This window comes from Neobacillus sp. NPDC058068 (assembly GCF_042885335.1).
Taxonomy (GTDB): domain Bacteria; phylum Bacillota; class Bacilli; order Bacillales; family Cytobacillaceae; genus Neobacillus.
On record NZ_JBHVSI010000018.1, the window covers coordinates 26270 to 51656 of the forward strand.

Annotated in this window: 38 protein-coding genes; 36 read left to right on the forward strand and 2 right to left on the reverse strand. The window is 40.5% G+C overall.

The genetic code is table 11. The features are described from left to right. Positions 1-30: 30 nt before the first annotated feature. Genes ACFVSW_RS20040 through ACFVSW_RS20095 form a run of 12 tightly spaced genes read left to right on the forward strand, consistent with a single transcriptional unit; the run spans position 31 to position 5512 of the window. The gene (locus tag ACFVSW_RS20040) at positions 31-165 is read left to right on the forward strand and encodes a hypothetical protein (RefSeq protein ID WP_387318377.1); all 135 of its coding nucleotides are present in this window, start codon (positions 31-33) and stop codon (positions 163-165) included. A gap of 24 nt (positions 166-189) precedes the next feature. Beyond that, the gene (locus tag ACFVSW_RS20045) at positions 190-417 is read left to right on the forward strand and encodes a hypothetical protein (RefSeq protein WP_387318378.1); all 228 of its coding nucleotides are present in this window, start codon (positions 190-192) and stop codon (positions 415-417) included. After that, positions 417-662: a hypothetical protein gene (locus ACFVSW_RS20050; protein WP_387318379.1), complete on the forward strand. Its 246-nt coding sequence runs from the start codon at positions 417-419 to the stop codon at positions 660-662. The genes ACFVSW_RS20045 and ACFVSW_RS20050 overlap by 1 nt, the downstream gene beginning before the upstream one ends. After that, the gene (locus ACFVSW_RS20055) at positions 662-967 is read left to right on the forward strand and encodes a YopX family protein (protein ID WP_387318380.1); all 306 of its coding nucleotides are present in this window, start codon (positions 662-664) and stop codon (positions 965-967) included. Before ACFVSW_RS20050 ends, ACFVSW_RS20055 begins: the two co-directional genes overlap by 1 nt. 54 nt (positions 968-1021) lie before the next feature. Next, positions 1022-1177 carry a DUF6011 domain-containing protein gene (locus tag ACFVSW_RS20060; RefSeq protein WP_387318381.1) on the forward strand — a complete coding sequence of 52 codons (156 nt, stop codon included), beginning with the start codon at positions 1022-1024 and terminating at the stop codon, positions 1175-1177. Then, positions 1164-1649 (forward strand): DUF1064 domain-containing protein, encoded by a 486-nt coding sequence (locus ACFVSW_RS20065; protein WP_387318382.1) that lies wholly within the window; start codon positions 1164-1166, stop codon positions 1647-1649. Before ACFVSW_RS20060 ends, ACFVSW_RS20065 begins: the two co-directional genes overlap by 14 nt. Positions 1650-1709: 60 nt before the next feature. Then, positions 1710-2225 (forward strand): hypothetical protein, encoded by a 516-nt coding sequence (locus tag ACFVSW_RS20070; RefSeq protein WP_387318383.1) that lies wholly within the window; start codon positions 1710-1712, stop codon positions 2223-2225. A gap of 12 nt (positions 2226-2237) precedes the next feature. Next, on the forward strand, positions 2238-2408 hold the full coding sequence (locus ACFVSW_RS20075; RefSeq protein ID WP_387318384.1) for a hypothetical protein: 171 nt from the start codon (positions 2238-2240) through the stop codon (positions 2406-2408). Positions 2409-2442: 34 nt separating this feature from the next. Continuing rightward, complete coding sequence (locus ACFVSW_RS20080) at positions 2443-2616, forward strand: hypothetical protein (RefSeq protein WP_387318385.1); 174 nt, start codon at positions 2443-2445, stop codon at positions 2614-2616. A 15-nt stretch (positions 2617-2631) separates the two neighbouring features. Continuing rightward, positions 2632-2988 (forward strand): hypothetical protein, encoded by a 357-nt coding sequence (locus ACFVSW_RS20085; protein ID WP_387318386.1) that lies wholly within the window; start codon positions 2632-2634, stop codon positions 2986-2988. Positions 2989-3002: 14 nt separating this feature from the next. Then, on the forward strand, positions 3003-4580 hold the full coding sequence (locus tag ACFVSW_RS20090) for a PcfJ domain-containing protein (protein ID WP_387318387.1): 1578 nt from the start codon (positions 3003-3005) through the stop codon (positions 4578-4580). After that, complete coding sequence (locus ACFVSW_RS20095) at positions 4577-5512, forward strand: DUF3102 domain-containing protein (protein WP_387318388.1); 936 nt, start codon at positions 4577-4579, stop codon at positions 5510-5512. The genes ACFVSW_RS20090 and ACFVSW_RS20095 overlap by 4 nt, the downstream gene beginning before the upstream one ends. 154 nt (positions 5513-5666) lie before the next feature. Here the strand turns inward: ACFVSW_RS20095 and ACFVSW_RS20100 are convergent, their stop codons facing one another. Continuing rightward, a complete protein-coding gene (locus tag ACFVSW_RS20100) occupies positions 5667-5843 on the reverse strand; it encodes an aspartyl-phosphate phosphatase Spo0E family protein (RefSeq protein ID WP_387318389.1) in 177 nt (58 codons plus the stop codon). A gap of 153 nt (positions 5844-5996) precedes the next feature. Between ACFVSW_RS20100 and ACFVSW_RS20105 the strand changes: the two genes are divergently transcribed. The 5 genes from ACFVSW_RS20105 (at position 5997) to ACFVSW_RS20125 (ending at position 8225) form a co-directional block, all read left to right on the forward strand. Next, positions 5997-6323 (forward strand): hypothetical protein, encoded by a 327-nt coding sequence (locus ACFVSW_RS20105; RefSeq protein WP_387318390.1) that lies wholly within the window; start codon positions 5997-5999, stop codon positions 6321-6323. Positions 6324-6384: 61 nt separating this feature from the next. Next, on the forward strand, positions 6385-6594 hold the full coding sequence (locus ACFVSW_RS20110) for an XtrA/YqaO family protein (protein WP_387318391.1): 210 nt from the start codon (positions 6385-6387) through the stop codon (positions 6592-6594). Further along, complete coding sequence (locus ACFVSW_RS20115) at positions 6575-7237, forward strand: hypothetical protein (RefSeq protein ID WP_387318392.1); 663 nt, start codon at positions 6575-6577, stop codon at positions 7235-7237. The genes ACFVSW_RS20110 and ACFVSW_RS20115 overlap by 20 nt, the downstream gene beginning before the upstream one ends. Before the next feature lie 245 nt (positions 7238-7482). Continuing rightward, positions 7483-7716: a hypothetical protein gene (locus ACFVSW_RS20120; protein WP_387318393.1), complete on the forward strand. Its 234-nt coding sequence runs from the start codon at positions 7483-7485 to the stop codon at positions 7714-7716. A gap of 53 nt (positions 7717-7769) precedes the next feature. Beyond that, positions 7770-8225: a sigma-70 family RNA polymerase sigma factor gene (locus ACFVSW_RS20125; RefSeq protein WP_387318394.1), complete on the forward strand. Its 456-nt coding sequence runs from the start codon at positions 7770-7772 to the stop codon at positions 8223-8225. A gap of 214 nt (positions 8226-8439) precedes the next feature. Here ACFVSW_RS20125 and ACFVSW_RS20130 read toward each other — a convergent pair whose 3' ends face one another. Continuing rightward, positions 8440-8676, reverse strand: a complete 237-nt coding sequence (locus ACFVSW_RS20130) for a hypothetical protein (protein WP_387318395.1) — start codon at positions 8674-8676, stop codon at positions 8440-8442. An 89-nt stretch (positions 8677-8765) separates the two neighbouring features. On the opposite strand from ACFVSW_RS20130, the gene ACFVSW_RS20135 reads away from it, so the two are divergent. The 19 genes from ACFVSW_RS20135 (at position 8766) to ACFVSW_RS20225 (ending at position 25382) form a co-directional block, all read left to right on the forward strand. After that, entirely contained in the window at positions 8766-8972 is a 207-nt protein-coding gene (locus ACFVSW_RS20135; RefSeq protein WP_387318396.1) for a hypothetical protein, read from the forward strand. Between the two features lie 77 nt (positions 8973-9049). Continuing rightward, positions 9050-9967: a terminase small subunit gene (locus ACFVSW_RS20140; RefSeq protein ID WP_387318397.1), complete on the forward strand. Its 918-nt coding sequence runs from the start codon at positions 9050-9052 to the stop codon at positions 9965-9967. Then, a complete protein-coding gene (locus tag ACFVSW_RS20145; protein WP_387318398.1) occupies positions 9939-11282 on the forward strand; it encodes a PBSX family phage terminase large subunit in 1344 nt (447 codons plus the stop codon). Before ACFVSW_RS20140 ends, ACFVSW_RS20145 begins: the two co-directional genes overlap by 29 nt. 4 nt (positions 11283-11286) lie before the next feature. Next, a complete protein-coding gene (locus ACFVSW_RS20150; protein WP_387318399.1) occupies positions 11287-12666 on the forward strand; it encodes a phage portal protein in 1380 nt (459 codons plus the stop codon). Beyond that, a complete protein-coding gene (locus tag ACFVSW_RS20155; protein ID WP_387318400.1) occupies positions 12650-13693 on the forward strand; it encodes a minor capsid protein in 1044 nt (347 codons plus the stop codon). Before ACFVSW_RS20150 ends, ACFVSW_RS20155 begins: the two co-directional genes overlap by 17 nt. Before the next feature lie 183 nt (positions 13694-13876). Continuing rightward, the gene (locus tag ACFVSW_RS20160; protein ID WP_387318401.1) at positions 13877-14527 is read left to right on the forward strand and encodes a DUF4355 domain-containing protein; all 651 of its coding nucleotides are present in this window, start codon (positions 13877-13879) and stop codon (positions 14525-14527) included. Positions 14528-14554: 27 nt separating this feature from the next. Beyond that, positions 14555-14914, forward strand: a complete 360-nt coding sequence (locus ACFVSW_RS20165; protein WP_387318402.1) for a hypothetical protein — start codon at positions 14555-14557, stop codon at positions 14912-14914. Positions 14915-14942: 28 nt separating this feature from the next. Beyond that, entirely contained in the window at positions 14943-15986 is a 1044-nt protein-coding gene (locus ACFVSW_RS20170) for a major capsid protein (protein ID WP_387318403.1), read from the forward strand. Between the two features lie 193 nt (positions 15987-16179). Next, positions 16180-16404, forward strand: a complete 225-nt coding sequence (locus ACFVSW_RS20175; protein WP_387318404.1) for a DUF7210 family protein — start codon at positions 16180-16182, stop codon at positions 16402-16404. Next, the gene (locus ACFVSW_RS20180; protein ID WP_387318405.1) at positions 16388-16702 is read left to right on the forward strand and encodes a phage head-tail connector protein; all 315 of its coding nucleotides are present in this window, start codon (positions 16388-16390) and stop codon (positions 16700-16702) included. The genes ACFVSW_RS20175 and ACFVSW_RS20180 overlap by 17 nt, the downstream gene beginning before the upstream one ends. After that, positions 16689-17024 (forward strand): hypothetical protein, encoded by a 336-nt coding sequence (locus ACFVSW_RS20185; protein ID WP_387318406.1) that lies wholly within the window; start codon positions 16689-16691, stop codon positions 17022-17024. Before ACFVSW_RS20180 ends, ACFVSW_RS20185 begins: the two co-directional genes overlap by 14 nt. Beyond that, the gene (locus tag ACFVSW_RS20190; RefSeq protein WP_387318407.1) at positions 17021-17464 is read left to right on the forward strand and encodes an HK97-gp10 family putative phage morphogenesis protein; all 444 of its coding nucleotides are present in this window, start codon (positions 17021-17023) and stop codon (positions 17462-17464) included. Before ACFVSW_RS20185 ends, ACFVSW_RS20190 begins: the two co-directional genes overlap by 4 nt. After that, complete coding sequence (locus ACFVSW_RS20195; RefSeq protein ID WP_387318408.1) at positions 17464-17817, forward strand: hypothetical protein; 354 nt, start codon at positions 17464-17466, stop codon at positions 17815-17817. Before ACFVSW_RS20190 ends, ACFVSW_RS20195 begins: the two co-directional genes overlap by 1 nt. A gap of 16 nt (positions 17818-17833) precedes the next feature. Then, a complete protein-coding gene (locus tag ACFVSW_RS20200; protein WP_387318409.1) occupies positions 17834-18250 on the forward strand; it encodes a phage tail tube protein in 417 nt (138 codons plus the stop codon). 72 nt (positions 18251-18322) lie between these two features. Beyond that, positions 18323-18673 (forward strand): DUF6096 family protein, encoded by a 351-nt coding sequence (locus tag ACFVSW_RS20205; RefSeq protein WP_387318410.1) that lies wholly within the window; start codon positions 18323-18325, stop codon positions 18671-18673. A 44-nt stretch (positions 18674-18717) separates the two neighbouring features. Next, positions 18718-19077, forward strand: a complete 360-nt coding sequence (locus ACFVSW_RS20210; protein WP_387318411.1) for a hypothetical protein — start codon at positions 18718-18720, stop codon at positions 19075-19077. Next, positions 19034-21427, forward strand: a complete 2394-nt coding sequence (locus tag ACFVSW_RS20215) for a phage tail protein (protein ID WP_387318412.1) — start codon at positions 19034-19036, stop codon at positions 21425-21427. The genes ACFVSW_RS20210 and ACFVSW_RS20215 overlap by 44 nt, the downstream gene beginning before the upstream one ends. Before the next feature lie 11 nt (positions 21428-21438). Then, complete coding sequence (locus ACFVSW_RS20220) at positions 21439-21789, forward strand: DUF6711 family protein (RefSeq protein ID WP_387318413.1); 351 nt, start codon at positions 21439-21441, stop codon at positions 21787-21789. Positions 21790-21803: 14 nt separating this feature from the next. Then, positions 21804-25382 carry a hypothetical protein gene (locus ACFVSW_RS20225; RefSeq protein WP_387318414.1) on the forward strand — a complete coding sequence of 1193 codons (3579 nt, stop codon included), beginning with the start codon at positions 21804-21806 and terminating at the stop codon, positions 25380-25382. Positions 25383-25387 lie beyond the last annotated feature (5 nt).

Sequence of the window (25387 nt, forward strand, 5' to 3'; positions counted from 1 at the left end):
ACGGTTTGTTACTCGCAGGAGGATGAACAGGTGTCTCTTAATCGTTTTCACACACCTGGAGATTTCTACAGCAATTATGATCAAGCTACGGTAGTTAACCAAAATGGTGTGCCGCAGATCTATTGCCGAATGTACGGAAATCATGCTGCAACAATCGCAATCTAATAAACGGAAATGGGAGTGAACAGTATGGGAATCTTACTAGAAGCTGTCAAAAACCGGAAGAAAATCAGTCAGAAAGCTCCGTTAGAAGTCAAAAGGGAAATTGTGTTGGAAGAATTAAGGTCCATGAATGTGACTACATCTCGTGCCGGTCAACCGATTGAAGCCCTAGGATATGAGGAGCTCAAAGAAGAATGGGTAATCGCATCTATTCTGTGGGTGGACGTAGAAAATGAAAACGGTAAGTGGTTTTAATGCCTAGAGATTTAACAGTCAAAGCAAGAAAGAAACGGGTTATCGCTTGTGAAGATTTAGATTTTGTATGGGATGAACCTGAACTTGATGAAATGGCGAATATGTGGGAATCAGGAACTTCTGTTATGAGCATATCTAAGCATTTTAAGGCTAGGGATCCTGACGAAGTATTTATCGCTCTTTTTCACTTAGCCCGTGAGGATAAAATTTCAGACCGTTTTACAAAGCCGAAAGGAGAATATTGATGGGCAGTGAAATTAAATTTCGGGCAAAAGTGTTGCGCTCAAAAAACTGGATATATAGACAGCCTTTCCATATTAGAGGTACATGGTACATGTATAACAGCTTATGGGACATGGTTCCGATAGAACATAGGACGTTAGGGCAATACACTGGTCTTAAGGACAAGAACGGCAAGGAGATTTACGGAGGGGATATTTCTAAACGAGAAATATTTGCTTTCGGAGAACTCAGAACTTTTATTCGAGAAGTAAAAATGTATGAAGGATGTTGGTGGATTTGGGACGGCGGCAGTCCTGTTATGGAATGAAATGCACGAACTTGAAGTCATCGGCAACATATTTGAGGATGGTGATTTGCTCAAATGAACTGTCCAATATGCAACCGCCCGCTAAAGAGTCCTAAAAGTGTCGCCAAGGGCATTGGTCCAGTATGTGCCCGCAAGCTGGAAAACTTAAAGGATAATGCCGATAATGATCAACTGAAAATGGAGCTGAAGGAACGGGATGGCGGCAAATAAGTACGGAAATAAACAGGTCATCGTCGATGGCCATAAATTCGATAGCATTGCGGAATCAAAATATTATGGCCAGTTGCAATGGCTTAAACAAGCAAAACAGATAAAGGATTTTAAGCTTCAGCCCCGTTTCCTTCTGTTGGAGTCTTACAAAAAGAACGGAAAAACGGTTCGCAAAACAGAGTATGTAGCAGATTTTGAGATTCATAACCTCGATGGCAGCGTCGAAATTATTGACGTAAAGGGCGTTGAAACTCCTGTATTTAGGCTAAAGAAAAAAATGTTCGAAGCCCGTTACGAACACACTTTAAAAGTAGTCACCTTAGACGAAACGCACGGCTGGGTCGAGTTAGATAAACTCAAAAAGTTGAAAAAGAAACCAAAGAAGAAGGTGAAGCCAAGTGCGAAGAAAAAGGCAGCTGCAGTGGGTTATCCTCTCCCGAAAAGAACAAGGAAAGTTAGTAATGGTGTATGAACCACTTCGCAAGAAAGAGATATCCTGCAGGCTTAAGCGTGGCTGGGAGAAGGTGGGGTAATGCAAGAGGGAGTTTGTATTGACCCGGGCCATTCAGCAGTCCTGCAAAAAGGGACAAGCTATTATCTTTTCCCCAACGGTACCCAGCATTTTTATGTCTCGAAGTTTCCAAATTGGAACGCTCATAAAGGGTGCTTTCAAGCAAAATACTTTCAGATTATTGAAAAAGAATTGTGGCCCGAGGAGCCAGAAGTAAGGTCGTTTAGTTTAGATCCAGAGAAGGTCTACAAGGCTAATCTCATTTGGAGAAAACAGGGTTACAAATCTATTGAACTGAAAGAATACTTTGTTCGGCCGAGAGAAACACACGGGAGATTCTATCAAGATGGCAGTTTAAAAGTGCATAGGGGCAGCTTTCCTCTTCACTGGTTCACGGATTTTCTGACAGTGGATTTTGTAGAAAATGTTACTGAAACCACCGATTTCGTTATCGAATTCGATGAAAGTGAACAGTTTTTAATTGAAAGTGAACCGCTTATAGCAAATTATGAACAATTATCGTTGTTTGATTTTTAGGAGGGAAAACTAATGTATTTAGTATTATTTCGCAATATGGTATTTGGTGGATATAACTGCTCTAAAGTGTCCAGCTTGGATGAAGCAAGGGAAATCATTAAAAATCTTTATGAAAAAGGTATTAGGGACGTAGTTCTTACTCAAGAAGTTCCAGTGGAAATAGATGTTTCTGTGAAGTTTTAAAATGGCTAGTGGTTGCATCATGGGTGAATGCCCAGTGTGTAAGGAGCTAGTGTTTGAGGACGAGTGGAGTGAATTATCCTATCAGCGCTATGAAAAATTCATTCACGTTGGACAGTGTCATCAAAAATATAAAAAAACTGGAGAGTTACAAGAGGAAAATCGTCTTCTTAGAAAAGAACTTGCTGAATTTAGGAAATGGTTTGGATAAATAAGGAGGATTATGATGCAAAAAGCTATCGAAAAAATTAAAGCTGAAATGGATAAGGAAAAGAATTCTTATGTTCAAGTTGTCGGAGAGTTTATGTTGGGCCAAATAGAAAAGTATCCGGATGCTGCCGATCAGATCCTGGCTAAAGATAAAACAATTATGAAAAGCCTCGAGGAAATGCGCAAGGTTGCCTCTAAGAAAAAGGTCGGTAATATGGCCGTGCTTACGCCAGCTGAGGGTTTTGAAGTGGTCCTCAAGTATTTCGGAATTACAGCTAAGCCTTTAGCGTTTGATGTACCTGTCGCTCCACCGGTTTCAATGCCAAGTGTTCCGGCAACAGACTTCGATGTCAAACTGGATGACTTTCTGTGAGGGGGCATCTGGAAATGAAAAATACAACTGAACAAGAGGAGATATTTTCACACTTCACGACTGAATTAAGTAAATCCATAGTGGATTACGCTATTGCAGAGCCTTTTAAATCAAGTCGTTATATTTTCACTTGGAAAAACGGGAGCAAACAATATGGACATTGTACACACTGCCAAAACGAATTTGAAACATCAAATTTGAAACACAAGAGTCAGGTTATCTGTCCTGAATGTCAGTCACAATGCAAAGTCCAGGCAAGCGGGATTAGCCGTAAATACATGGTAGATGAAGTCTACTTTGTCTATTATGAAAAATCGGTAATAAATCCTGAAGCAATTATTGCCAGAGGGATTTATGCAATAAGAGATTACAGATTTGATTTTCGTTCGATAGATACTATGATTCAAACGAAGGCGCTTTATGTATTTGAGCCAGGCAAAAGCAAAATGCTTCACCGTCCGCATGTTTACTTTTCTCACATGGAAGGGATGGCTTATGTCAGCGGATGGAATAACAAAAAGAACGTGCGCTCGGAACTAAATACTTCAATGGCTAATAAGCCTTGTTACTGCTCGTATGAGAGCATAAAAGAAGCGGTTAAAGATACCCAGTTTCAGTATAGTACATGGGAAAGCTATCTTTCTGGTGATATGGTTCAGTTTTTCGATTTGTTTTCTAAATACCCTTGTATTGAATATCTAACGAAAATGGGCATGAAGGACATGGTAGATGCTAAGTTGTATGGCCATAAAACATATGGCGCCATTAATTGGAACGGTAAAACACTTCAAAAGGTTTTACGGCTATCTAAACAAAATCTACGAGAATTAAGGGAGAATAATAAATCGATTGGACCATTAGCATTAAGACTTTTTCAAATATCCAAGAAGGATCGTTCAAACCTTTCATTTGCTGAGATATATGAAATCATTATTGACTATGGATCACAATTCGAGGATCTACAAATTGTCCTTAGATATTCCACCTTGGGAAGGGCTAACAATTATATCAAAAAGCAGTTTAGCAAGGATCCTAAAAATAAGATTTACTATCATACATTCCAAGTGCTGCAGACGTGGAGGGACTATATTAAGGATTGCGTTCGATTAGAAATGGATCTCACTCAGGATAATGTGTTGTTCCCATCGAATTTACACCAGGCTCACCAAAATACTATCAAGCAAGTGAAAATTAAAGAAGATGCTGAATTAAACAAGAAGATTCAAAGACGCCTTAAGTCATTAGCAAGCTTCTGCTTTGAATACGCAGGCCTAATGATTCGGCCAGCTGCAGACTCTTTGGAATTGATTGAAGAAGGCAAGGCATTGCAGCACTGTGTCGGTACCTATGCTAACCGGTATGCAAAAGGAGAAACAAATTTGTTCGTTATTCGCAAAGCTAATGAGCCGGACAAGCCGTTCTATACCATGGAGATAAAAGACAATTCTATTGTCCAAACAAGAGGCCGTAAAAATTGCTTACCTACAAAAGAGGTCAAAGCATTTATCGATGCCTTCAAGTTGGCCAAACTTACAAAGAAACCAAAACAAAGAAAAGCTAAAACAGCAGAAAGGCAGGGTGTTGCGGTATGAGCGAGTTAATCGTAAGAACTCCAATAATGATAGCAACCGAGATTAATAGCATTAAGGAACAGACAAAGAAGATGCTGCTAGTTAATAGCATTGAAATCGGCCGCCGGTTGGTTGAAGCAAAAACATTAGTCCCCCATGGCGAATGGGGTAAATGGCTTGAAGAGTCGGTGGATTACTCGAAAAGCACTGCCAACAACCTCATGAAAATATTTGACCAATACGGTGCAGATCAGTTTTCCCTATTTGGCAGCGAAGCAAAATCCCAAGCGCTTGGAAATCTATCGTACACACAAGCAGTAGCTCTCCTAGGAGTGCCGGCAGAGGAACGAGAGACATTCGTAAAAGAAAATGATATTGATAGTATGTCTACCCGCGAATTGCAGCATGTAATCAAGGAAAAGCAAGAAATCGAGAAAAAATTAAAAGATGCTGAAGCGTTGGCCAAGAAGGAAAAGGCAGCCTGGGAAAAGTTGACCAAGGAATTTAATAAGTTGGAAACGCAGACCAGTGACCATGCCTTAATAGTGGACAAGCTTAAATCCGATTTAGAATTTGCAGTAGCTGCCGGCAATAACCAAGAGGTTGATAGTCTCCAATCCGCTTTAAAGAAAAAGGAAAATGAGCACTCTGAATCTTTAAAAAGGATTAAAGAGCTCGAGCGCCAGCTAAAAGACAAGCCCATCGATGTGCCGGCAGTTACCGTTGTTGAAAAGGTACCGGAAGAAATTGAGCAGGAACTTGCGGATCTCCGAAAGCAAGTTGGCCAGCAACCAGACAAATCAGTAATTAAGTTCACTGTCTGTTTCGAAACACTTGTAAAGGGATTTGGCGACTTACTAGCTGCCCTCTCTGATATTAAGAATCCTGAAGAACAGGAAAAATACAAAAAAGCAGTTACCGGTTTAATCAACAAAATGTCCGAAAGGCTGTAAATAGGCTAAACAATCGAACTTTATGACTATTTGGTTAATTAGTCTAATAGTCCTTTGACGTCAAAGACTCAAATTGCGAAATAAAAAGAGGCAAAATAACAGTAAAAAAGCCAGGAGACTCACGACTATATTCTTATACTTCATGAAGCATTGCTTAATTAATTTTTTTAGAAAAATGTCTCATATGGAGGTTTAGTAAGTTATCCAACTTTTGACTACACTTTAATGTTTCATAACTACTAATACCTGTGCTATTAGATAGTTCAACCATTTTCTTTTTCATTAATTCTATTTGTTTTAATAGTAATAATTCAAACAAAACTGTATTCATAATAGGTAACTTCTCCTAGTAAATTTCATTAAAAAACACACAAAAACAATTATAGGAGAAATTTATGATATTAAAAATAGTTTCGACAAAACATGTCAAAAAACAATTATTTAATACTCTAAAATAAGATGATATTACGAAAGGGAAGTTGAAATGGTAGTCGAACATGAGGAAGTACTTGAAAAAGTTAATAGTATCCTTGGCCATGATTGCAAAAATAAGAGTTTCTTAGAAACAATTAAGGCCTTGGTTGACCACATTGAAAAAGTGGATAAAGAATTTATCTCGATGTCCCAGTCGATTGCTGAAGATGACACGATGATTCAGCAGCTGCAGGAGGAAGCCGAAAAAGGAAAACATGCCATCAATGAAAATCGCCGGTTAAGAAAAGAATTATTGGAAGCTGAAGAACGGATAAAGGAATTAGAAAAACATGAATTAACATTTAAAAAACCAATTTATGCAGACATTGACGATTAAATAAAAAAAGCCAGGATCTCTCCCGGCCACCCAAAGTAATTATATCATGGGAGGGGTCCTTATGCGCCTACAAAATATTGAAATTAATCCTACTACTAATAGACTAGAAATTGATATAATGAATTATATGGAAGTGAATAAAAGTTTTGCCATTGTCGTGTGTGATGGGAAGGCTAGGCTTACTGAGCTGCCTGAACATGGAGAGACTAAGATTGTAACGCATCAGGGCAAAGTGAAACGGGTGAAGTTTGATGAAGGAGAAGATTTTTAGAATATTAAAGCAGTACGTGTTAACAGCTATTTTATTCATAGTACTAATCGGTATATCGGGATTTTTACCATATGGGAATTATTGTATTATCGCGATTTTATATATTGCTTTCAATTATTATATGATCTTAGGTATAGTGAGGATGTCAGGGAAGGTTAGATCTCAAGATAACCTATATGAATGGTTAGATGTTTTAGATGGATCAGAAAAACTTATAAAAAGACTTGTTATACATGAAAAAAATAAAGATGTAATGTCAAACTTAGAAGCTGTTTTTGATAAGATTATGTTCTTCACAAATAAAGATAAAAGAAAGCTATATTTATTAAAAGGGTATTTTAAAACTTTGGCTGATGAAGGACCATTTGACTTATTCTTTAAAACATTACGAACAATTATAGTTGCAATAAGTGCATGGGGAATTAATAAAGGTTTTTTATTTGCTATATCAAAGGAAAATGTCGGGAACTTAGAGAAAATTGTAAACCCGAATTATGTTGTTGCTTGGAATTACGCTTCAATTTTATTATTAGGAATTATTGCTTTAGCAGTGTTTATTAAAGTTTATTTTAAAGAAAAAACTAGAATAAAAATAATCCTTGAAATAATTGAAACTTGTATAGAAGACATAAAAGATAAATAAAAGACCCTACCAGCCATCTGGAGGACACTGAATGACGTATTTAGCGTTGTTTGGTGTCCTTTTTGTTTTGTAAATTAAAGACAACTTACCAGCAAGTTAAATCGGAGGTAATTCTATGAAGATCAAAAGACCGGAATGGCATTGTAAAAACTGCGTTTGGCTTAATAATGAGAATCTATGCCTGTTTGTCCGTTGCGTGAGATATGAAGGCTTTGTTGTTGATAAAAAGACTGGAGGTACCACGAATGGAAACAAATAAACTTGATGAACTTGCTATGGATTTGGCAGAAAAATATGGGGTTTCCATTGAAGAGGCACGGGAGGTAATTCGTAAGGCTACTATAGCATTCAAGGGATTGGCTGAAGCGTGGAAAACAATTTGGGATAGATTAAAAGAAGCGGCCATGGTGTTTGAGGAATTGCAAATGGAAAATAGTGGACCTCAAGAGCGTTGGCCAGTCGTTTGGGATACTAGGTAGAAAAGCCAGGTCATTTTGAACAAGCCTAAATTCATGGTACGGAAGGTGATTCGATGATGATGATAAATATTGCAGAACTTATTCGCGATTACCGGATGATGAAACGGGAAATTGAACGTCTGCAGAAAATTATTTACGGTAAATCCATCCCCATGCTTTCCTGGGGCGTGGCACAGTACGGAATTGAATCAACATTACCGAAAGGTTCTTCAGGTAAGAGTTATGAGGAATTAAGGGATATGGATATCCGTGAGCAGAAACAGATCATGAGGCTTGAAGAATATCAGCGAAGAGTATTTGCCATTGAAACTGCAGGCGATTATTTGGATAGGGAAATCCTTAAAATTGTTTACGATTGCATGCTTGATGGGATGACAAGGCAAGAAATCGCCATTCACTTGGAAATATCCCGTGATTCTGTGGACAAGCTTCGTTCCGACATAAAGGCGCAAATCGGCACAAATACGACTTTTTCCAAGATTTTGCACGGAGAAAAATCGGCATGTTAAACTTGGAGGCAGGACGGAGCGGCAGGTTATTCCCGCTGTTTCGCCCTCTCGGGCTACGGAAAAAGTCCACGGAATTTTTGTGTTGATTCTAGTAAGTTTACTGGACAAGCGATACATTTAGGCGTAAAAGGTATCATCTATTTTGAGCCTTTTTCTATTTTTATGAAAAAGGCTCTTTATGTTGTACAAATGGTGTATAAGTGAGAGATAAGTTTTAATATCTATTTTGTATTTTTATTTTTGAAACAATTTCTTTAGGAATAAATTCTTCTAAATCACTATACGATTTATACTCTAAAGTTTTTGCAAGTGAATAGTATTGACTGTACAATTCCCCAATATCTTTTATTTCAAATCTTGCGTTATCTAAGTGAATTTTTAATAATTCCATAGCTACATCTGCTGAATTTCTTTGAATAGGTGTTGGAGATACCTTAATATTTTCGGCCATAAGTCTCACCTCCTTTCTTACAATATTCGGCAATATAAAAGGGGATTCCTTCTATCTGTCGAATTTTATTCTAAAAGGAGGTGTGTAAATTGGCTTACTTTAATGTGCAATTTAACCTAGTTGATGGAAGTCAAAAGTTTTTTTATCAATACAAAGCAGTTAATTATAATTTTGTTGCAAGTGAAATAATGGGAGACCATGGGTGGTTTGGCACAAAAGGAGACATAGTAAATTTGTCCAACGTGCTTAGTTGCCAGATAATAGAGGTAGACGAAGAAGGCTATGAAATAGAGTAATATAGTTTAATGAAGCATCTCATTTGAGGTGCTTTTTCTTTTCTTAAACACAAATATCGGAGGTGGGTGAGATGTAGATGAACTGGGATGAAATAAGAAAAGATTTTGAAACATCAAAGATTACATTAGCAGCTCTCGCAGAAAAACATGATATAAAAATCGGTACTTTGAAAAGCAGAAAAAGTCGTGAAGGATGGTCCCGGGATCCAACGAAAAAGGATGCAACCAAAAAGCAGAAAAAAGATGCACCCCTAAAAAAGGTTGCAACCCCAAATAAGAAAGTTGCAACTCCAATTGAGCTACATCCAGATGAAGAAATCAACTTGGATAATTTTCTAGAAGACAGCGAGCTTACTGAGAAGCAAAGGCTTTTTTGTCTTTATTATGTTAAAAGCTTTAATGCGACACAAAGCGCTATTAATGCAGGCTATGTGCCAGTTAGTGCTCATGTTGAAGGAAGTCGCTTGCTAAGACATGCTAAGGTTTCGGCTGAAATTAAACGCATCAAGCAGATCATGACCAGCGAGCTCTACATCGAAGCTATGGACGTGCTCAACAAGTACATCAAGATTGCTTTCTCTGACATTACAGACTTCCTGACGTTTGGCCAAAAGTGGGTGCCGGTTATTGGTATGGCTGGACCCGTACTTGATGAGGATGGAAACCAAGTTATGGAAGAGGTAAATTATGTGGACTTCAAAGAATCCGGCACAGTTGACGGTACAATCATTTCCGAGGTCAAGCAGGGCAAAGATGGTGTTTCCATTAAGCTTGAGGACCGCATGAAGGCATTGGACAAGCTTTCACTTTACTTTGATTTGTTCCCGGATAAGTTCAAGCGGCAAATTGAGGAAGAGAAGCTTAAGATTGCTCATCATAAAGCGTTTGGTGCTAATGAAGAGGAAGAGTACGAGGATGATGGTTTTGAAGATGCGTTAAACGCAGTTACTTCGGAGGTGTGGGCAGATGACAGCACCGGCGAAGAAGATAGTTGACCTGTCACTGATCTCCAAGGCGCCAAAGAAAAAAAAGCCAGCTCCTTTCAAATTTAAGCCTTTTTCTCTAAAGCAAAAGAAGGTTCTTACCTGGTGGCGAAAAGGGTCACCTGTAGCCGAAAAAGATGGAATCATTTGTGATGGTTCTGTCCGTGCAGGGAAAACAGTTGTAATGTCACTCTCCTATGTTATGTGGGGCATGGAAACCTTTAACGAAGTCAACCTTGGAATGGCTGGAAAGACGATTGGTTCCTTCCGAAGAAATGTTATCACTCCATTAAAACGGATGCTGAAATCACGAGGATATAAGGTCAAAGATCACCGGGCAGACAATTTCCTCACCATAACCTATAAAGGAAAAACTAATTACTTTTATATCTTTGGCGGTAAAGACGAAGCGTCCCAGGATCTTATCCAAGGGATTACACTTGCTGGCATGTTTTTCGATGAAGTAGCGTTAATGCCTCAATCTTTTGTTAACCAGGCTACCGCGCGTTGCTCCATCGATGGCGCAAAATTTTGGTTCAACTGTAACCCGGCCGGTCCTTATCATTGGTTCAAACTTGAGTATCTTGACCAATTAAAAGACAAGAAAATGCTGCATATCCATTTCACGATGGATGATAACCTTTCACTATCCCAGCAAGTAAAAGACCGCTATAAGAGGATGTACAAAGGGATATTCTTTCAGCGTTATATCCTTGGCTTATGGGTCATGGCTGAAGGCGTTATTTACGATATGTTCAACCAAAAAAAGCATACCGCTCCTGTTTTGGATAGAAAATATACTAAACACTATGTCAGCATTGACTACGGCACGCAGAACCCGACAACCTTTGGCTTGTGGGGCTTTTTTGATGGTGTATGGTATAAAGTCAAAGAATATCACTATGACGGTCGGCAGAAGTCAAAACAAAAGACAGATCAGGAGTATCTTGAAGATTTACAGGAATTTTTAGAGGGAGCTAACAATCTTAGAGGGATTATCGTGGATCCGTCCGCCGCTTCATTTATTGCTTTGCTAAAAAAGAACCAGTTCATAGTAATAAAGGCTAAAAATGAAGTCCTTGATGGTATACGCAATCTTGCTACTGCGCTAATCGATGGCTTAATCAAGTATAACGAATGCTGCAAAGAAACATTTAGAGAATTTTCCTCTTACATCTGGGATGAAAAAGCAGCTGCCCGTGGCGAGGATAAGCCTGTTAAGCAGAATGACCACCAGCTGGATGCTGACCGTTATTTCGTCAATACGATACTCTTTGGTCAAATTAAAGCAAAAGTCGGTAAGAAATCTTCATTAGGATTGAGGTGATGAAATGGCTATTATTCGAGATCGAGATTTACTAGGGGATATAAACGATATTCCAATTAAACTTATCGTTAGTTGTATAAATGAACATAAAAAAGGCATTCCTCGTCTTAAAAAACTTGAAGACTATTATCTAGGTGAACATGAGATTTTGAAAAGGAATCTAGGTAGTGCTGCAGACTTACCCAATAACAAGCTGGTTGCCAATCATGCCAAATATATTACTGATATTGCCGTGGGTTATGTTACAGGAAACCCCGTTAAATACGAGGGAGAAAAGATTGAGGACCTAAAAAATACGTATGATGTCATCGATATTGTGTCACACGATGCCGAATTAGCCAAAGATTTATCAATCTTCGGCCGCGGTTTAGAACTTTACTTTATGACCAGTGATGATGTGCCGATACCTAAAGCTACAGTTATAGATCCACGTCAGATATTCTTAGTCGTAGACGATACGGTCGAATATAAATCCATGTTCGGAGTTCATTACTATGAGAAAAAGGATATTGACAACAATGTAGTCGGATGGAAAGTGAATGTTTACACTAAGGACCTTATCGTTATGTATGAGGGAAAGAATTTAAACGAATTTGAAATGGTGGATTTAAAGGACCATTATTTCGGTGATGTCCCGATTGTCGAATACTGGAATAATGAGGAGCAGCAGGGCGACTTTGAACAGCAAATCAGTTTGATTGATGCTTACAATGTGCTCCAATCGGACCGCGTGAACGATAAAGAGCAGCTCGTCGATGCAATATTAAAAATTAAAGGTATGAGCCTTGGTGATGATGAAAACGAAGCTTCTCAAACTATAAAACTCCTTAAGAAATTCAAGGTGCTCGAAATGCCGACCGCTGATGCGGACGCCGATTGGTTAACTAAGCAACTTAACGAAACGGAAGTAGAAGTGTTACGGAAAGCTTTAAGAGATGACATTCACCAATTCGCATTGGTCCCTATGCTGACCGATGAAAACTTCGCTTCGAATGCTTCTGGAGTGGCAATGAAGTACAAACTTCTTGGTCTAGAGCAGCTAGCAAAAAACAAAGAACGATATTTTGTCCAGGGGTTACGAGAGCGCCTAAAGTTGTTTGCCAATATTTTAAGGATTAAGGCTAAAGATGTGGATGTGTCGGATGTGAAAATCACCATGACGCGAAACCTTCCTGCCAATGATTTAGAAACAGCAAATATTATTTCCCTCTTGGATGGAAAGGTTAGTCTTGAAACGCTGATTTCACAACTTTCATTCGTTAACGACGTGGCGGAAGAAATTAAAAAGGTGATAGATTTGGAGACAGAACGACTCAAACGTCAACAAGAAGCATTTAGTATGCCGATGACTACGGATGTGACAGATCATGCAGCAGCGGTCTAATAGTTATTGGGCCAAACGCGCGGACCAGCGTATGGCCACCTATCACCGTAGCGCAGATGTTACAGTCCAAACTATTACTAAGTCGTACGATAAAGCGATTAAAGACATCCAGTCGGAAATCGAAAAGATTTTCTCCACCTATGGAACCAATGGTCATATAGATCCTATTACAGCGAAGAAGGTTCTTAACCAAAGGATCCCTAATCCATTTCTTAGTTTAGCCAAGATGGTTCTTCCAAAAGTGCAGAATGAAAAGGTGCGCCATTGGATCCTTAACCGAGTAAACGCTCCTGCCTACCGGGCACGAATTACTCGCCTCGAGGCTTTAAAGGAAAGTGTATTCCTGCAATCAAGATTAATTGCAGATGCTGAGATCACTGTCAGTACTGCTGGATATATCAAAACTATCAATGAGGCATACTACCGGACAATGTTTGATCTGCAGAAAGGTATCGGATTAGGTTTTGATTTTGGCTCCATGCCTACCAGGACAATCGAAACAATATTGAAGAATCCTTGGAGTGGCCAGCAATTTAGTAACAGAGTTTGGGACAATACCGATGTTCTTGCGGTTAGAATGAATGAGGTTATTACCGCGGGTTTTATGAGTGGAGCTGACATTAGGAAAATGGTGGCCGAGCTCGAAGATCTCTCTATGATGGGGAAGCATGCTGCTAATCGTTTGGTACGTACTGAAACAACTTACATGGCTAATGCGGCAGAAATGGAAAGCTATGAGGAGGCAGAAATTGAGGAATATCAGTTTATTGCTACCTTAGATAATCGGACCTCCCCGCAATGCCAAGAGAACGATTTGAAGGTGTTTGCAGTAAAAGATGCAAAACCTGGAATAAGTATGCCGCCGTTGCATCCATACTGCCGTTCAACAACGGTTGCTTATTTTGGTACTGAAACACGAAGCAACATTCAACGTCGGGCAAGAAACCCGGTAACAGGTAAAAATGAGTTAATCCCTGCTGATATGAATTATAAGGATTGGCATAAAAAATATGTTAAAGCTGCCTAAATTGGTGGCTTTTTATATTTGTAGAAAGCGAGTGGAAAACATGTCAAACAGTGTTCTAGTTACCTTAATCATCTGCTCAACAGTAGTGATTCTTTCACTTTTAGGTAGAAAAAAATAATACAAGAATATTAAGATGCAACTCACAGGCTTGAACTGTGAGGGGCAAAAAGGAGGAAAATCACAATGAATCAACCATTTTATAAAAGTTTGTTATTACCTTTAGACCTTCAGCTATTTTCCGAGACACCAGGAGCTCCGCCTCCTGAACCACCAGCGCCACCAGTACCGCCGGCTCCTCCTGCGATTGAGCTTCCAAAAACAGCAGAAGAGCTTCAAAAACTTTTGCAAAGCGAAGGCGATAAGAGGGTTACAGGTGCTTTAAAAACGGCCCAGGAAAAATGGGAGGCTGAATTTAAGGCTAAGTTAGAACTTGAAAAAGCTGAAGCGCAAAAGCTTGCAGGACTTAGTGCGGCGGATAAGGAAAAAGCGCTTCTCGAAAAATCGAAAAATGAGATTGAAGCAAGGGAGAAAGCCATCGCCGTAAAGGAACTCAAACTCGAAACGATTAACATCTTGAACGAGAAGAAGCTACCTATAACCTTGGCAGACTTTTTGCTTGCTGACGATGCGGAAAAAACAAAATCAAATGTTGATACATTCGAAAAAGCATTCCGTGAAGCCATAGAAGCAGGGGTAAACGAACGCCTAAAAGGTACACTTCCTAAACTAGGTACCGGTGGCATAACCGGAGATAACTACGGGAAAAAAGTCGCTGAGGCATATTCGAAGAAAAATGAAGGGCTGGAAAAAGCGCGACAATCTTATTTTAATTAATTTCAAAATTGAGGAGGATAAAACCTTATGAGTAAATTTGTACAGACAAGCTTCGGAAATAAAAAATCAATTTTAAAGTTTCCGGATCACTATGTAAATGTAGCAGTAACTTTGGATGATGCTGGTATCACGACCAACGCTGATGGAAAGAAAATCATCCCTGCAGGTACTATCCTCGGTGGCGGGGTGCTTGCCGATCCGTCAAAAAAAGCTAAGGCAGATAACACGGCAACGGCTGAGGGTGTCCTTTTTAATGACACTGATGTAACTTATGGTCCCGCGTCTGGAGCCATGCTGATTCACGGTTTTATTGACCTGAACAAGATCCCCGCTGCACCAATTGCTGCAGCAGTGACCGCTTTACCATTAATCAAGTTTTTAAAATAAAAATCAGTAACCTGAAAGGATTGATTACATGCCAACAATTTTCGATTTAGTAAATGCTGAAAATATTGCAACTTATTATCAAACGAACCCATCCAATGCAATCCCTTACCTAGGGTCAACACTATTTCCGGCCAAGAAACAGCTAGGGTTAGACCTAAGCTGGATTAAAGGTTCGAAGGGGCTGCCTGTCGCTTTAATGCCATCCGAATTTGATGCGAAAGCAACTGTCCGTGATCGAATTGGATTTGATAAGATCCAAACGGAAATGCCATTTTTCAGGGAATCTATGAAAATTGGAGAGAAAGACCGTCAAGAGTTAAACAAGCTTATGGGATCAAATCTAGATAGTATGATAATGCCTCTGATTAACAACATTTACGACGATGTTACGAACCTCGTGAATGGAGCCATGGTACAACCGGAACGGATGATCATGCAGTTATTGTCCACCGGTAAGATCCGTATAACTGCCAATCGATTAGATTATGATTATGATTACAAAATGTCAGCTGCACATAAAGAGACACTAACTGCTGGTGCCGCTTGGAGTAGCGTTGACAGCAATCCAATTGATGATATCAAACGATGGCAGGACACGGTTGAAGATGACACCGGCGTCCGTCCTGTTAATGCTATTTGTACACGAAAGACCTGGAATTACCTATTGGCTAACAAACGTATTCGTTTAGATATGAACCCTACCGGCGGGCAGAATATCATTATGACTGATGCTATGATGAAACAATATCTGCAAGCGAAATTAGGCGTGTCTACCGCTGTTTATAACAAAAAATTCATGACGGAAGGTAAGATTGCAACTCTCTTCTTCCCAGATGAAATTTTCACCCTTATTCCAGATGGCAACCTAGGAAATACTTTCTATGGTACTACCCCAGAAGAGTCCGATCTCATGGCTGGTAGTTCTGTGGCTGATGTTAGTATCGTAAATACCGGTGTAGCAATCACAACGGTAAAAGAGCCGCATCCTGTTAACGTAGAAACGATTGTTTCCGCAATTACTCTACCATCATTTGAAACTATCGATAATATTTTCATTGCGAAAGTAAACTAAAAACATGAAAAAGTGTTTTCCGTTTACACACCTATATCAATATGTTGGCAATAAAGATGGTAAAGGTAGAATAGGAGACGGGCCAACCGTCTTCTGGAAATATAGATGCGCCAAGTGCGGAAAAGAAACATGGAAAAACAAGTGAGCGAGGAGTTTTTCCTCTCTCACTTTCTGTTGAAAGGAGGCAACTTAAATGGCAAGCAAAAAGGATAAAGCTGAGGTAGCTGTTTATAATCCAGAGGAAATCGGAGCTGAAGTGGTACCAGAGACGGCTCACGTTGAGATGGCTTCCGTTGTTTTTAACACTAATGTGAAGCACAATGAAACTCGTTATGTAGTTGGCGAAAAAGTAGAAGTTTCTCAGGAAGATTACGAGGTTTTCTTGAAAGCTGGTGTAATCGATGGCGACAATGCTTGAAAAACTGAAAATCCAGCTTGAAATAAAAGATAATTCAAAAGATGATCTTCTAGACTTGTTGCTGGAAGATGTCGAGACCGATATTCTCACTTGGACGAATAGAAGCGAGCTCCCGAAAGCACTTGAATCTACTCAAAGGCAATTGGCTATTATTCGCTACAATATGATGGGCGTGGAAGGACAAACTTCCCACTCAGAGGGCGGTGTAAGCAGGTCTTTTGAAGACCTTCCGGCAGTCGTCAAGAAAACCATTTCTCAATTTGTGAAGGCTAAGGTGACACGCTATGGGTCGTCTTAGACAGCGAGATTTAAAACCATATACGGTAAAACGCCGTAAACCCATGCAGGATTCTGACGGGACGAAATACGAGGACTGGGAACCGATTGGCCATATAATAAAAGCTAATATTCTTCCTGCCGGTGGGAAGCTCATGGCAGAGATGTATGGAGAAAGACTTGCCTACATGCTTGTTGCTTACGTTGAATCTGGTACCGAATTAAAAGAAACAGATGGCATATGCGTCTATGTTCCACCAGATTCTAAACCCGATTATAAAGTTGTTGCGGCACCACCGTGGAGTTCCCACTCAGTAATCAGTTTGGAGGCGATTCGAAATTGACGATTAAAGGATTAGATAGCCTGCTGCGGAAATTAGATTCGCTTGGAGGGAACACCCATAAAGCCTTGAAAGTTGGTATCCATCAAGGTACGAAACTAGTCCAAGGTGATGCTAAAAGGCTGGTGGCGGTTGCTGAAATAGATGGCGGTGGCCTTCGGAATAGCATCCAAGGGGAAACGGAAGAAATAGATGGCAAGATTGTTGGAAAGGTTTCTACCAACAAAGAGTACGGGCCATATGTCGAATTTGGAACGGGCCAGCGAGGTATCGATTCGCCGTCTCCTCCTAAGGCAGATATACCACTTGATTATAGGCAGGATTGGGCTGGTATGGAGGCGCAGCCTTTTTTATTTCCGGCTCTTAAACAGAACGAGGAGAAAGTCAAAGAAATTATAAAAAATAACGTAGAAAAAGAGATTCGAAAGCTTGGTGGCAGCTGATGTATGATGTTAAGCCGCAGATCAAAAGCCTCCTAAAATCTATTCCCGATGTGAGTGTTTCAGATGTTTTCCCAAATGGACCAGCTGAAACCCCACGGATTACATTTTATGAATTGGCTAATGTCGATTCATTGAAGATCAATAACAGTCCAATTTCAACTATCGCAATACAGATTGATATTTGGCATACTCGTTCGACTGGGGTGCTAGCTGCTGCTGTTAATGATGTAATGAACAGCATTGGTTTTAGGCGAGAATTTGCAGCGGACGTTCCGGACCCCTCAGGCATAAAACGAAAGACCATGCGCTATGGCGGCAAGGTTGATGCGAGAAATCTACTAGTTTATCAATAAAGGAGAGTGGTTATAAATGGCTGGAGTTCTTACGAAAGAAACAAAGCTAAGCTATAAAAAATCTTCAACGTTTGAAGAAATTGACTTACTCATGGAAGTGCCGGATCTTGGAGGAGAACCAGAAAAGGTCGAGGTAACAACTTTGAAGGATTCAGTGAAAAAATATATCCCCGGTGTTCGGGATTTGGGTGATTTAGTATTCAAATTTTTATATGACAATTCTTCAACGACAAGCAACTATCGTGTGTTAAGAGGTCTCCAAGATGCTGGAAAACCGGTGGATTTCAAGGTTACTTATCCAGACAAAACTGAACATGCGTTTACCGCTTATGTAAATGTGAAAATGGATTCTGGCGCACCTAATGCAGCGTTGACGTTTTCGGCTGGTATGAGCCTACAAAGTGATATTGTTGTTACTAATCCAACGCCTTAATAGGATTTTTAATTTTAAATATCTATGACTAGTAAGCACCTGATTGGTGTTTTTATTTTGGGAGGAATATTGATGCTTTACACAACTCTACAAGTTGGAGAGCAGGAGTATAAATTACGTGCCCCTGCAGCTGCCATTATTGAGCTTGAGAAGAAACTAGGTGGGAAAAACCCTCTATCCGTGCTTATGACAGTAGAATCAGGGGAAATCCCATCAGTAGGTAACTTGCTACTTATCCTGCACGCAACTTTACAAAAATATCATCATGGTATGACATTTGAAAATGTTCTCGCTCTATATGATAACTATGTAGACTCCGGAAAGACTTATATGGACTTAATACCTGTTATGATGGAGGCGTTCAAAACAAGTGGTTTTTTCAAGGGGCAGGCTCCGGAGACGGTGAGCCTGTCAAAACCCTAACAGAATTATTTGAAAAGCTGTATCCAATCGCATGTGAGTGCGGTGTGGATGCAGCTTTTTTTTGGAATATGACTTACGGAGAAATAGTAGCCAGCATCACAGGATTCAACAAACGTCAAAAGACAGAATTTCAGATGAAATCAATTGTTGCCTATCGTCAAGCGGATTTAATAGCTTCACTTGTGAGCAACGTGCTTGGCAGTAAGCACCAACCACCAAGCATCCAGGAAGCTTTCCCTGGCATTTTCCCCGAAATAGAACAGCAACCTAAACAACAAAATTGGCAGCTTATGAAAGCGCGAATTGAAGCCTATGCAGCCGAAAAACGTGCAGCTGAAGAGCGAAAGCGAGGTGAGAATCGTGGCGACGACTCTGGAGGAATTGCAAGTCCTAATAACGTCTGAAACTTCAGGTCTAAGACAGGAACTTAATAATGTAAGACAGCAATTGGGAGAAACGGAAAGAGAAGTAAATAAGGCCACCGGTGCTATAGGTTCTGCAATAAAAAAAATAGGAGTTATAGTAGCTGGGGCCTTTGCTGTCAAAAAAATCGTCGATTATGGCAAAGCCTCCGTCCAAACATATAACGATGTTAGTGTCCAGGCAGCAAAGCTAGGTCAAGTTATGCGAAATACTATGGGGGCAACTGATGCTCAGATTGAGAGTGTCAAAAAATTGACTCAGGCCCAAGAAGGTATCGGGGTAATCGCGTGGGATACGCAAATGGCCGGTGCTCAGGAGTTAGGGACGTACCTTGAAAATGCAAAATCTCTTGAAACACTCCTACCAACGTTGAATGATATGTTAGCCCAACAATATGGAGTGGATGCAACTGCAGAGCAAGCGACCAATATCGGCACAATGATTGGAAAAGTAATGGATGGTCAGTTAGGCGCTCTGAGTCGATATGGTTATAGCTGGGATGAGGCACAAGAGAAAGTATTGAAGTATGGTAATGAGCTTGAACGCGCAAACATGCTCGCTGAGGTTATTGGCCAATCCGTCGGAGGAATGAACGCCGAACTTGCCAAAACGCCTGCAGGTCAACTCAAGCAATTAGAATTTACATTTGCAGGGATTAAAGAGCAAATCGGAGCGGGACTTACTCCCGTTATCGCTACAGTCTTGCCTTATATACAGCGATTAGCTAATTGGCTATTAAAGTTAGCTTCATATTTTTCGGCATTTATGCAAGCGTTTTTTGGTGTTGCCGCTTCTCCTAAAAAAGCAAGTATAGCAATTGGTGGCGCAGCTGAGGCGCAAGAATCCTATGGAAAATCAGCTGAAAAGGCTGGTAAGAAGGCGAAGAAGGCCGGAGAAGAGGCTAAACGCTCAATTGCCGGATTCGACGAAATAAATTCACTGTCGAAAGCATCTTCAGGCGGCGGTTCCGATGCAAGCGGAGGATCTGGTACCGGAGGTCCTGGTGATTTAGGTATCCCAAATTTAGCTCCAATTGATGCTGCAAGCGCACAAATCACAGCAAAAATGCAAGTGTTAGCGGCAAAAGTAAAGGGGTACCTTAAGGAAGTCAAAGAATTTTTTCAAGGGGTCGGGTCGTTTATTTCCAAGCACAAAGAGGTTATCATCAGTGCGATCTCTGGAATTGTTGCAGGCTTCGCGGCTTTTCAATTAATAAGTAAATGGACAAAGATTGTTTCAGCTGTCCAATTTGCTTTCGAAGGATTGTCGCTTGCAATAGCGGGCATTTCCTGGCCGATTGTGGCTGTAGCGGCCCTAATCGCCTTATTTGTCGGAAACCTTGTATATCTCTGGCAAACAAATGAAGATTTTCGGAATTCGGTGCTCGAAATTTGGCAGCAAATTAAATCTTTCCTTACCAAAGTAACAACAGATATGTGGAAAATTCTTAAAGACACGTGGGATAAATACGGATCCGATATCGTCAAAAATGTTAAAGGATTCATGAAATCCATCCAAGATATTATCCTCATGCTGTGGGATCACTGGATCAATCCTATTATGACTAGCTCCCTAAAAGCTTTGAGAGAGTTGTGGGACAAACATCTAAAAGGATTAGTAGCGCAGGTAATGGAGTTTGTTGGTAAATTAGTAACTGCGGTCCTCGAAATTTGGAATAAAGGCATACAGCCGTGGATTAATTACATGAAAGTTTTGGGTGACGTTTTTTCGACAATTTTTTCGGCGATTATAAAAACAGTCGGCAGTGCTGTTGGCGGAATTATCGACGCGACGAAGGGAATTATAAAAGCTCTAGGTGGCGTCATTGATTTTGTTTCTGGTGTTTTTACCGGAAATTGGTCGAAAGCCTGGCAGGGGGTCAAGGACATATTCGGCGGAATTTTTGGCGGATTATGGGCTCTTATAAAAATTCCTCTAAATAATATTATTGACGGGGTCAATACACTTATTTCTGGGCTTAACAAGATAAAGATTCCAGCGATGGACATCCCAGGAGTAGGCAAGGTTGGCGGATGGGGTATTAGCATCCCTAAAATACCTAAACTCGCTAAGGGTGGGTATATCGGTGCTAATCAGCCACTACTCGCTATGATTGGAGACAATCGTAATGAGGGTGAGATTGTAGCCCCTGAATCCAAGCTTTATGAGCAAACTTATAAAGCTATTAGTAATGCACTCTCTCAAAGCGGTGGTAGTGGAGGGAATATAGATTTAACCATCAATCTTGGCGGTACAACTGTATTTAGAAAATTAATCGATGGCATCAATCAGGCTCAAAGACAAGCAGGAAAAACATTAATAGAAATTTAAGGAGTGGTAATATGCTCAAGATAAATGGAGTGTCTATTTCCACTCCTAGTGAGTTTAAAGTAGAAATTAACGACCTAGATGGAGAAACCAATAGAAATGCAAATGGAGACTTAATTAGAGACAGGATAGCGGTAAAAAGAAAACTAATATGCAAGTGGCCGCCATTATCTATGTCCGAAATTTCAACTCTGTTAAAATCTGTTAAAGCTGTTTATTTTAATGTGGAATATCCTGATCCCGAAGAAGGGGCGTTTATCACTAAAAATTTTTATGTTGGTGATCGGGAATCACCTGTTTATCGTGTGAAATCTGATGGATCCATTACCTGGGAAAGCCTAAACATGAACTTTATCGAGAAGTAAAGGAGGGCGATTAAATGTACACTGTATCATCTGGATTTAAAACAGCCATTAAGCAGCCCTCCCGTATAATTTCCGCAAAGGTAGTCATTAATAATAATACTTATTTAGATGATAAGATTGTTAATTTATCATACGAAGATACGTCTAATCCCTCCACAAAGTTTGAGCTGGGAGCCGTGTCTGCTGCTATGATCAATCTGTCCCTTATCGGTGTGACAGAAGTATTTGAGACCGCCGCATTTAAGCCTTTTATCGGGTTAGATGTGGGCGGAACGATTGAATATGTCCCATTAGGCACCTTTTATGTGGATAAGGTCGAACGTAAAAAAGATGTGGTAAAGCTTGATCTGTACGATGGGATGCTAAAGTTAGAGCAAGCCTTTTTTAGTAGTTTGAGGTATCCTAACTCAATTACAAATGTGATTAACGAGATTTGCTCTAAGACTGGATTTCTGTTTGCTAGCACTCTACCAAACTACTCAATCCCGAAGCCTGATGGTTACACCTATCGAGAGGTAGTTGGCTTAATTGCTGCACTTTGTGGAGGGTTTGCTAAGTTTAATAGAGACGGTAAATTAGTGATTAAATCTTATTCAGCTGTCTCAGAATCTATTACAAGCGATAACTATATCGATTACCGCAAGAAAAAGGATAGACCATATCGCATTGATAAAATTACAGTGCAAGCTGGCGAAAACGTGTTAACAAAAGGCACGTTAAGAGCCGGAGGCAGCGAGATCACATTTGAGAATCCTTTTATGACCGATATCATTTTAACGGATGTTTTTAACAAATTAAACGGATTTGAATATTTGCCCGCATGGTTTAAAGCCCAGGGTAATCCGGCGCTTGAGTGCGGGGATATAGTCACTCTAACGACTGCTGATAATGAGATTATTAAAGTCCCTGTTATGAAGCAAAAATTGTCCTACTCTGGCGGCTTAACCATGGAAATAGACTCTGAGGGAGAGTCAGAAAACAGCAACCAATTTAGTAGTGGCGGCTCGATGTCGCGAAAAGTTGAACGTGTCGTTTATGAGCAAGCATTAATCCTTGAAGCATTAATCAATAAAGCTACCATCGATGATCTGCAGGCTACAGTGGCTCGCATTGACACATTATACGTAAAAACAGCCACTATCGAGACGTTACTGGCTGGTAATATCGGAGCGGATAATCTAGCGGCTGGTGCAATTCAAGCTGGTAGCGGAGTCATAGCGAAAGGAGCAATAGGTGACGCTGAAATTAGTAATCTATCGGCGGCTAAGATTAATACTGGGACTCTGGATACGTCCAAAGCTACCATTGCTGGTCCAAACGGTAGGATGACTATTAAGGGTAACAAGCTACAAATTTTCGACCAAAAGAATACGACTCTGTACGAGAGAATTATGTTGGGTATCGACGATGCTAACAATTCCGCGTTAACTCTCCGAGGGTCAGACGGTACAACCGTACTCCTGACTCAAGACGGGTTAACAAAGCAAGGGTTTACAGACGGGTACGGTAAAGTAGACAACGACTCCTTGGACCCAGCTAAAATCGACATCCAGAAGGTCGTAACCAGAATCAATAACGGTACAACGACTATCCAAAGCTCTAAGATTTATATGGACAATAAGACACTCGATGTCAGTTTCAAAACAATAAGCGATACAGTTACCGCTCAAGGTCAAACCATTAGCTCCCATACTTCCCAACTCTCGATTATGGACGAGGCGATTAAATCCAAAGTCAGCTCCCAACTATTCGAGGATTATGTTAATGGATTTATAATGGAGCTCAGCTTCACTCAGGACGATGTATACGACTTAAAAACTCGTTTAGAAACAGCTGAAACTACGATTGACCAAACTGCAACAGCTATATCGCTTAAAGCTAACAAGTCAGAAGTTTATACAACATCTCAAGTAGACGGGCTGATGAATGTTGTTACTACCCGAATAGCGACAGCGGAGGGTAAAATTGATGTACAAGCCGGTCAGATTACCCAACGGGTTACCAAGACAGAGTTTGAGAGTACAGCTTGGGCTTACAGAAACTTGGTTCCTAAATCAGACAAATTTCTTTCTGGTTCGGCTGCTGGGGGTATAACTCCTTCCATAACGTCACAAGGTTACTTACAAGTAGTGTCTACCGCTGGAAACTTAAACTGGCATACAGGTTGGATGTGGGACGGTTCTGGTGTAGAGGAGGCTTTCAATGAAGGTGACGATTTTGTAATAGCCTTTGAGATGCGCTCGACAGGACATACGTCCTTACCGACGATTTATCTCAAAGCTGGTATGGGGTATTACCCTATGAACGGTAAGATGAGTACAAACTTCTCGATAGTATGGTGTACGGCTAAATGGATTAAAGCCGGTGTATTCCAACCTTACCTTGGTTGGAGCGGCGTAGTCGGTACAACAATAATCAAGAACGTGTTTATTGCGAAGGGTACAAGACCTCCTACCTCTTGGGTGGCGGCTCCAGAAGATACCGATATAAGACTCACAACAGCCGAGGCGTCGATTGTAAACCAAGGAAACGCGATAACCCAAAAGGTTAGCCAAACGGATTACAACGGTAACACGATAGCATCTATGATTAACCAGACTGCTACAACGATTAAAATACAAGCTAGTAAAATCAACCTCGTTGGAGCAGTTACTGTCCTGAGCGATATTACAGGCAAACTCGGCTCTATTACGGCGGGTAATATTAGCGGCGTTACCATTTCTGGCTCTAGGTTTACAACTACTCAACAAGGAGGTACTTCAGGAGATACCTATGAACTTGACCTGTACGCCTCCAACTTAACTAGTAAGGCGACATATACTGGAACAATATTCGGTACTGTGGAAGACCAATTGGATATAATCCAAGGGCAACTATGGATTTCCCAGTATACGAAAGGAGTAAAGCGGTCTCACCTAATTGTTAACTCCAACTCTCTAGCCTACTTTGACGGAGCGAGCTTTGTGGAAATGAACCGTATCCAGTTCGGTAACAACTTTATCGACTTGAGCTCAGCTACAGACTTATACACAAAGAGAATTCAAGCCGATGGTAATATAATGTTTGATGTTACTTCAACCCAGAAACAAGTAAGAGCAACGCTTGGCCCAGACGGTGACGCTGGTTTCTATATGAGTAATACTAACCAAGGGCGAGTTGGTCTTCATGACTGGGGTATGAGCCGCTCTATATGGGTTTACGAACGTAGTCTCAACCAAGTATTTTTCACAGCCGAGGCAAAGTTTAACGGCGATATATTTGTAGAAACTTGGAGATTACCAGGACTAGGCGCGAGTTGGACTCAGTATGGAGGTTCGTACCCATACGCGGGGTATCTCAGACAACCTGACGGTTTGGTTATATTCCGAGGAGCTATCAAGGGCGGTACTTTCGGTAATACAATATTCACCTTGCCGGCAAGCCATAGACCGCAATATGATATGGCGTTTATGGGAGTTGACAATAATAACAACAGCGTAGTCATAATCGTAAGGGCGTCAGGCGCAGTAGTTGTACAACAAGGGATAGGATACACTGTAAATAACGCCTTTGTTTCTCTGGATGGAGTTAGATTCCAAACTAAAGTGGGGTGATGACT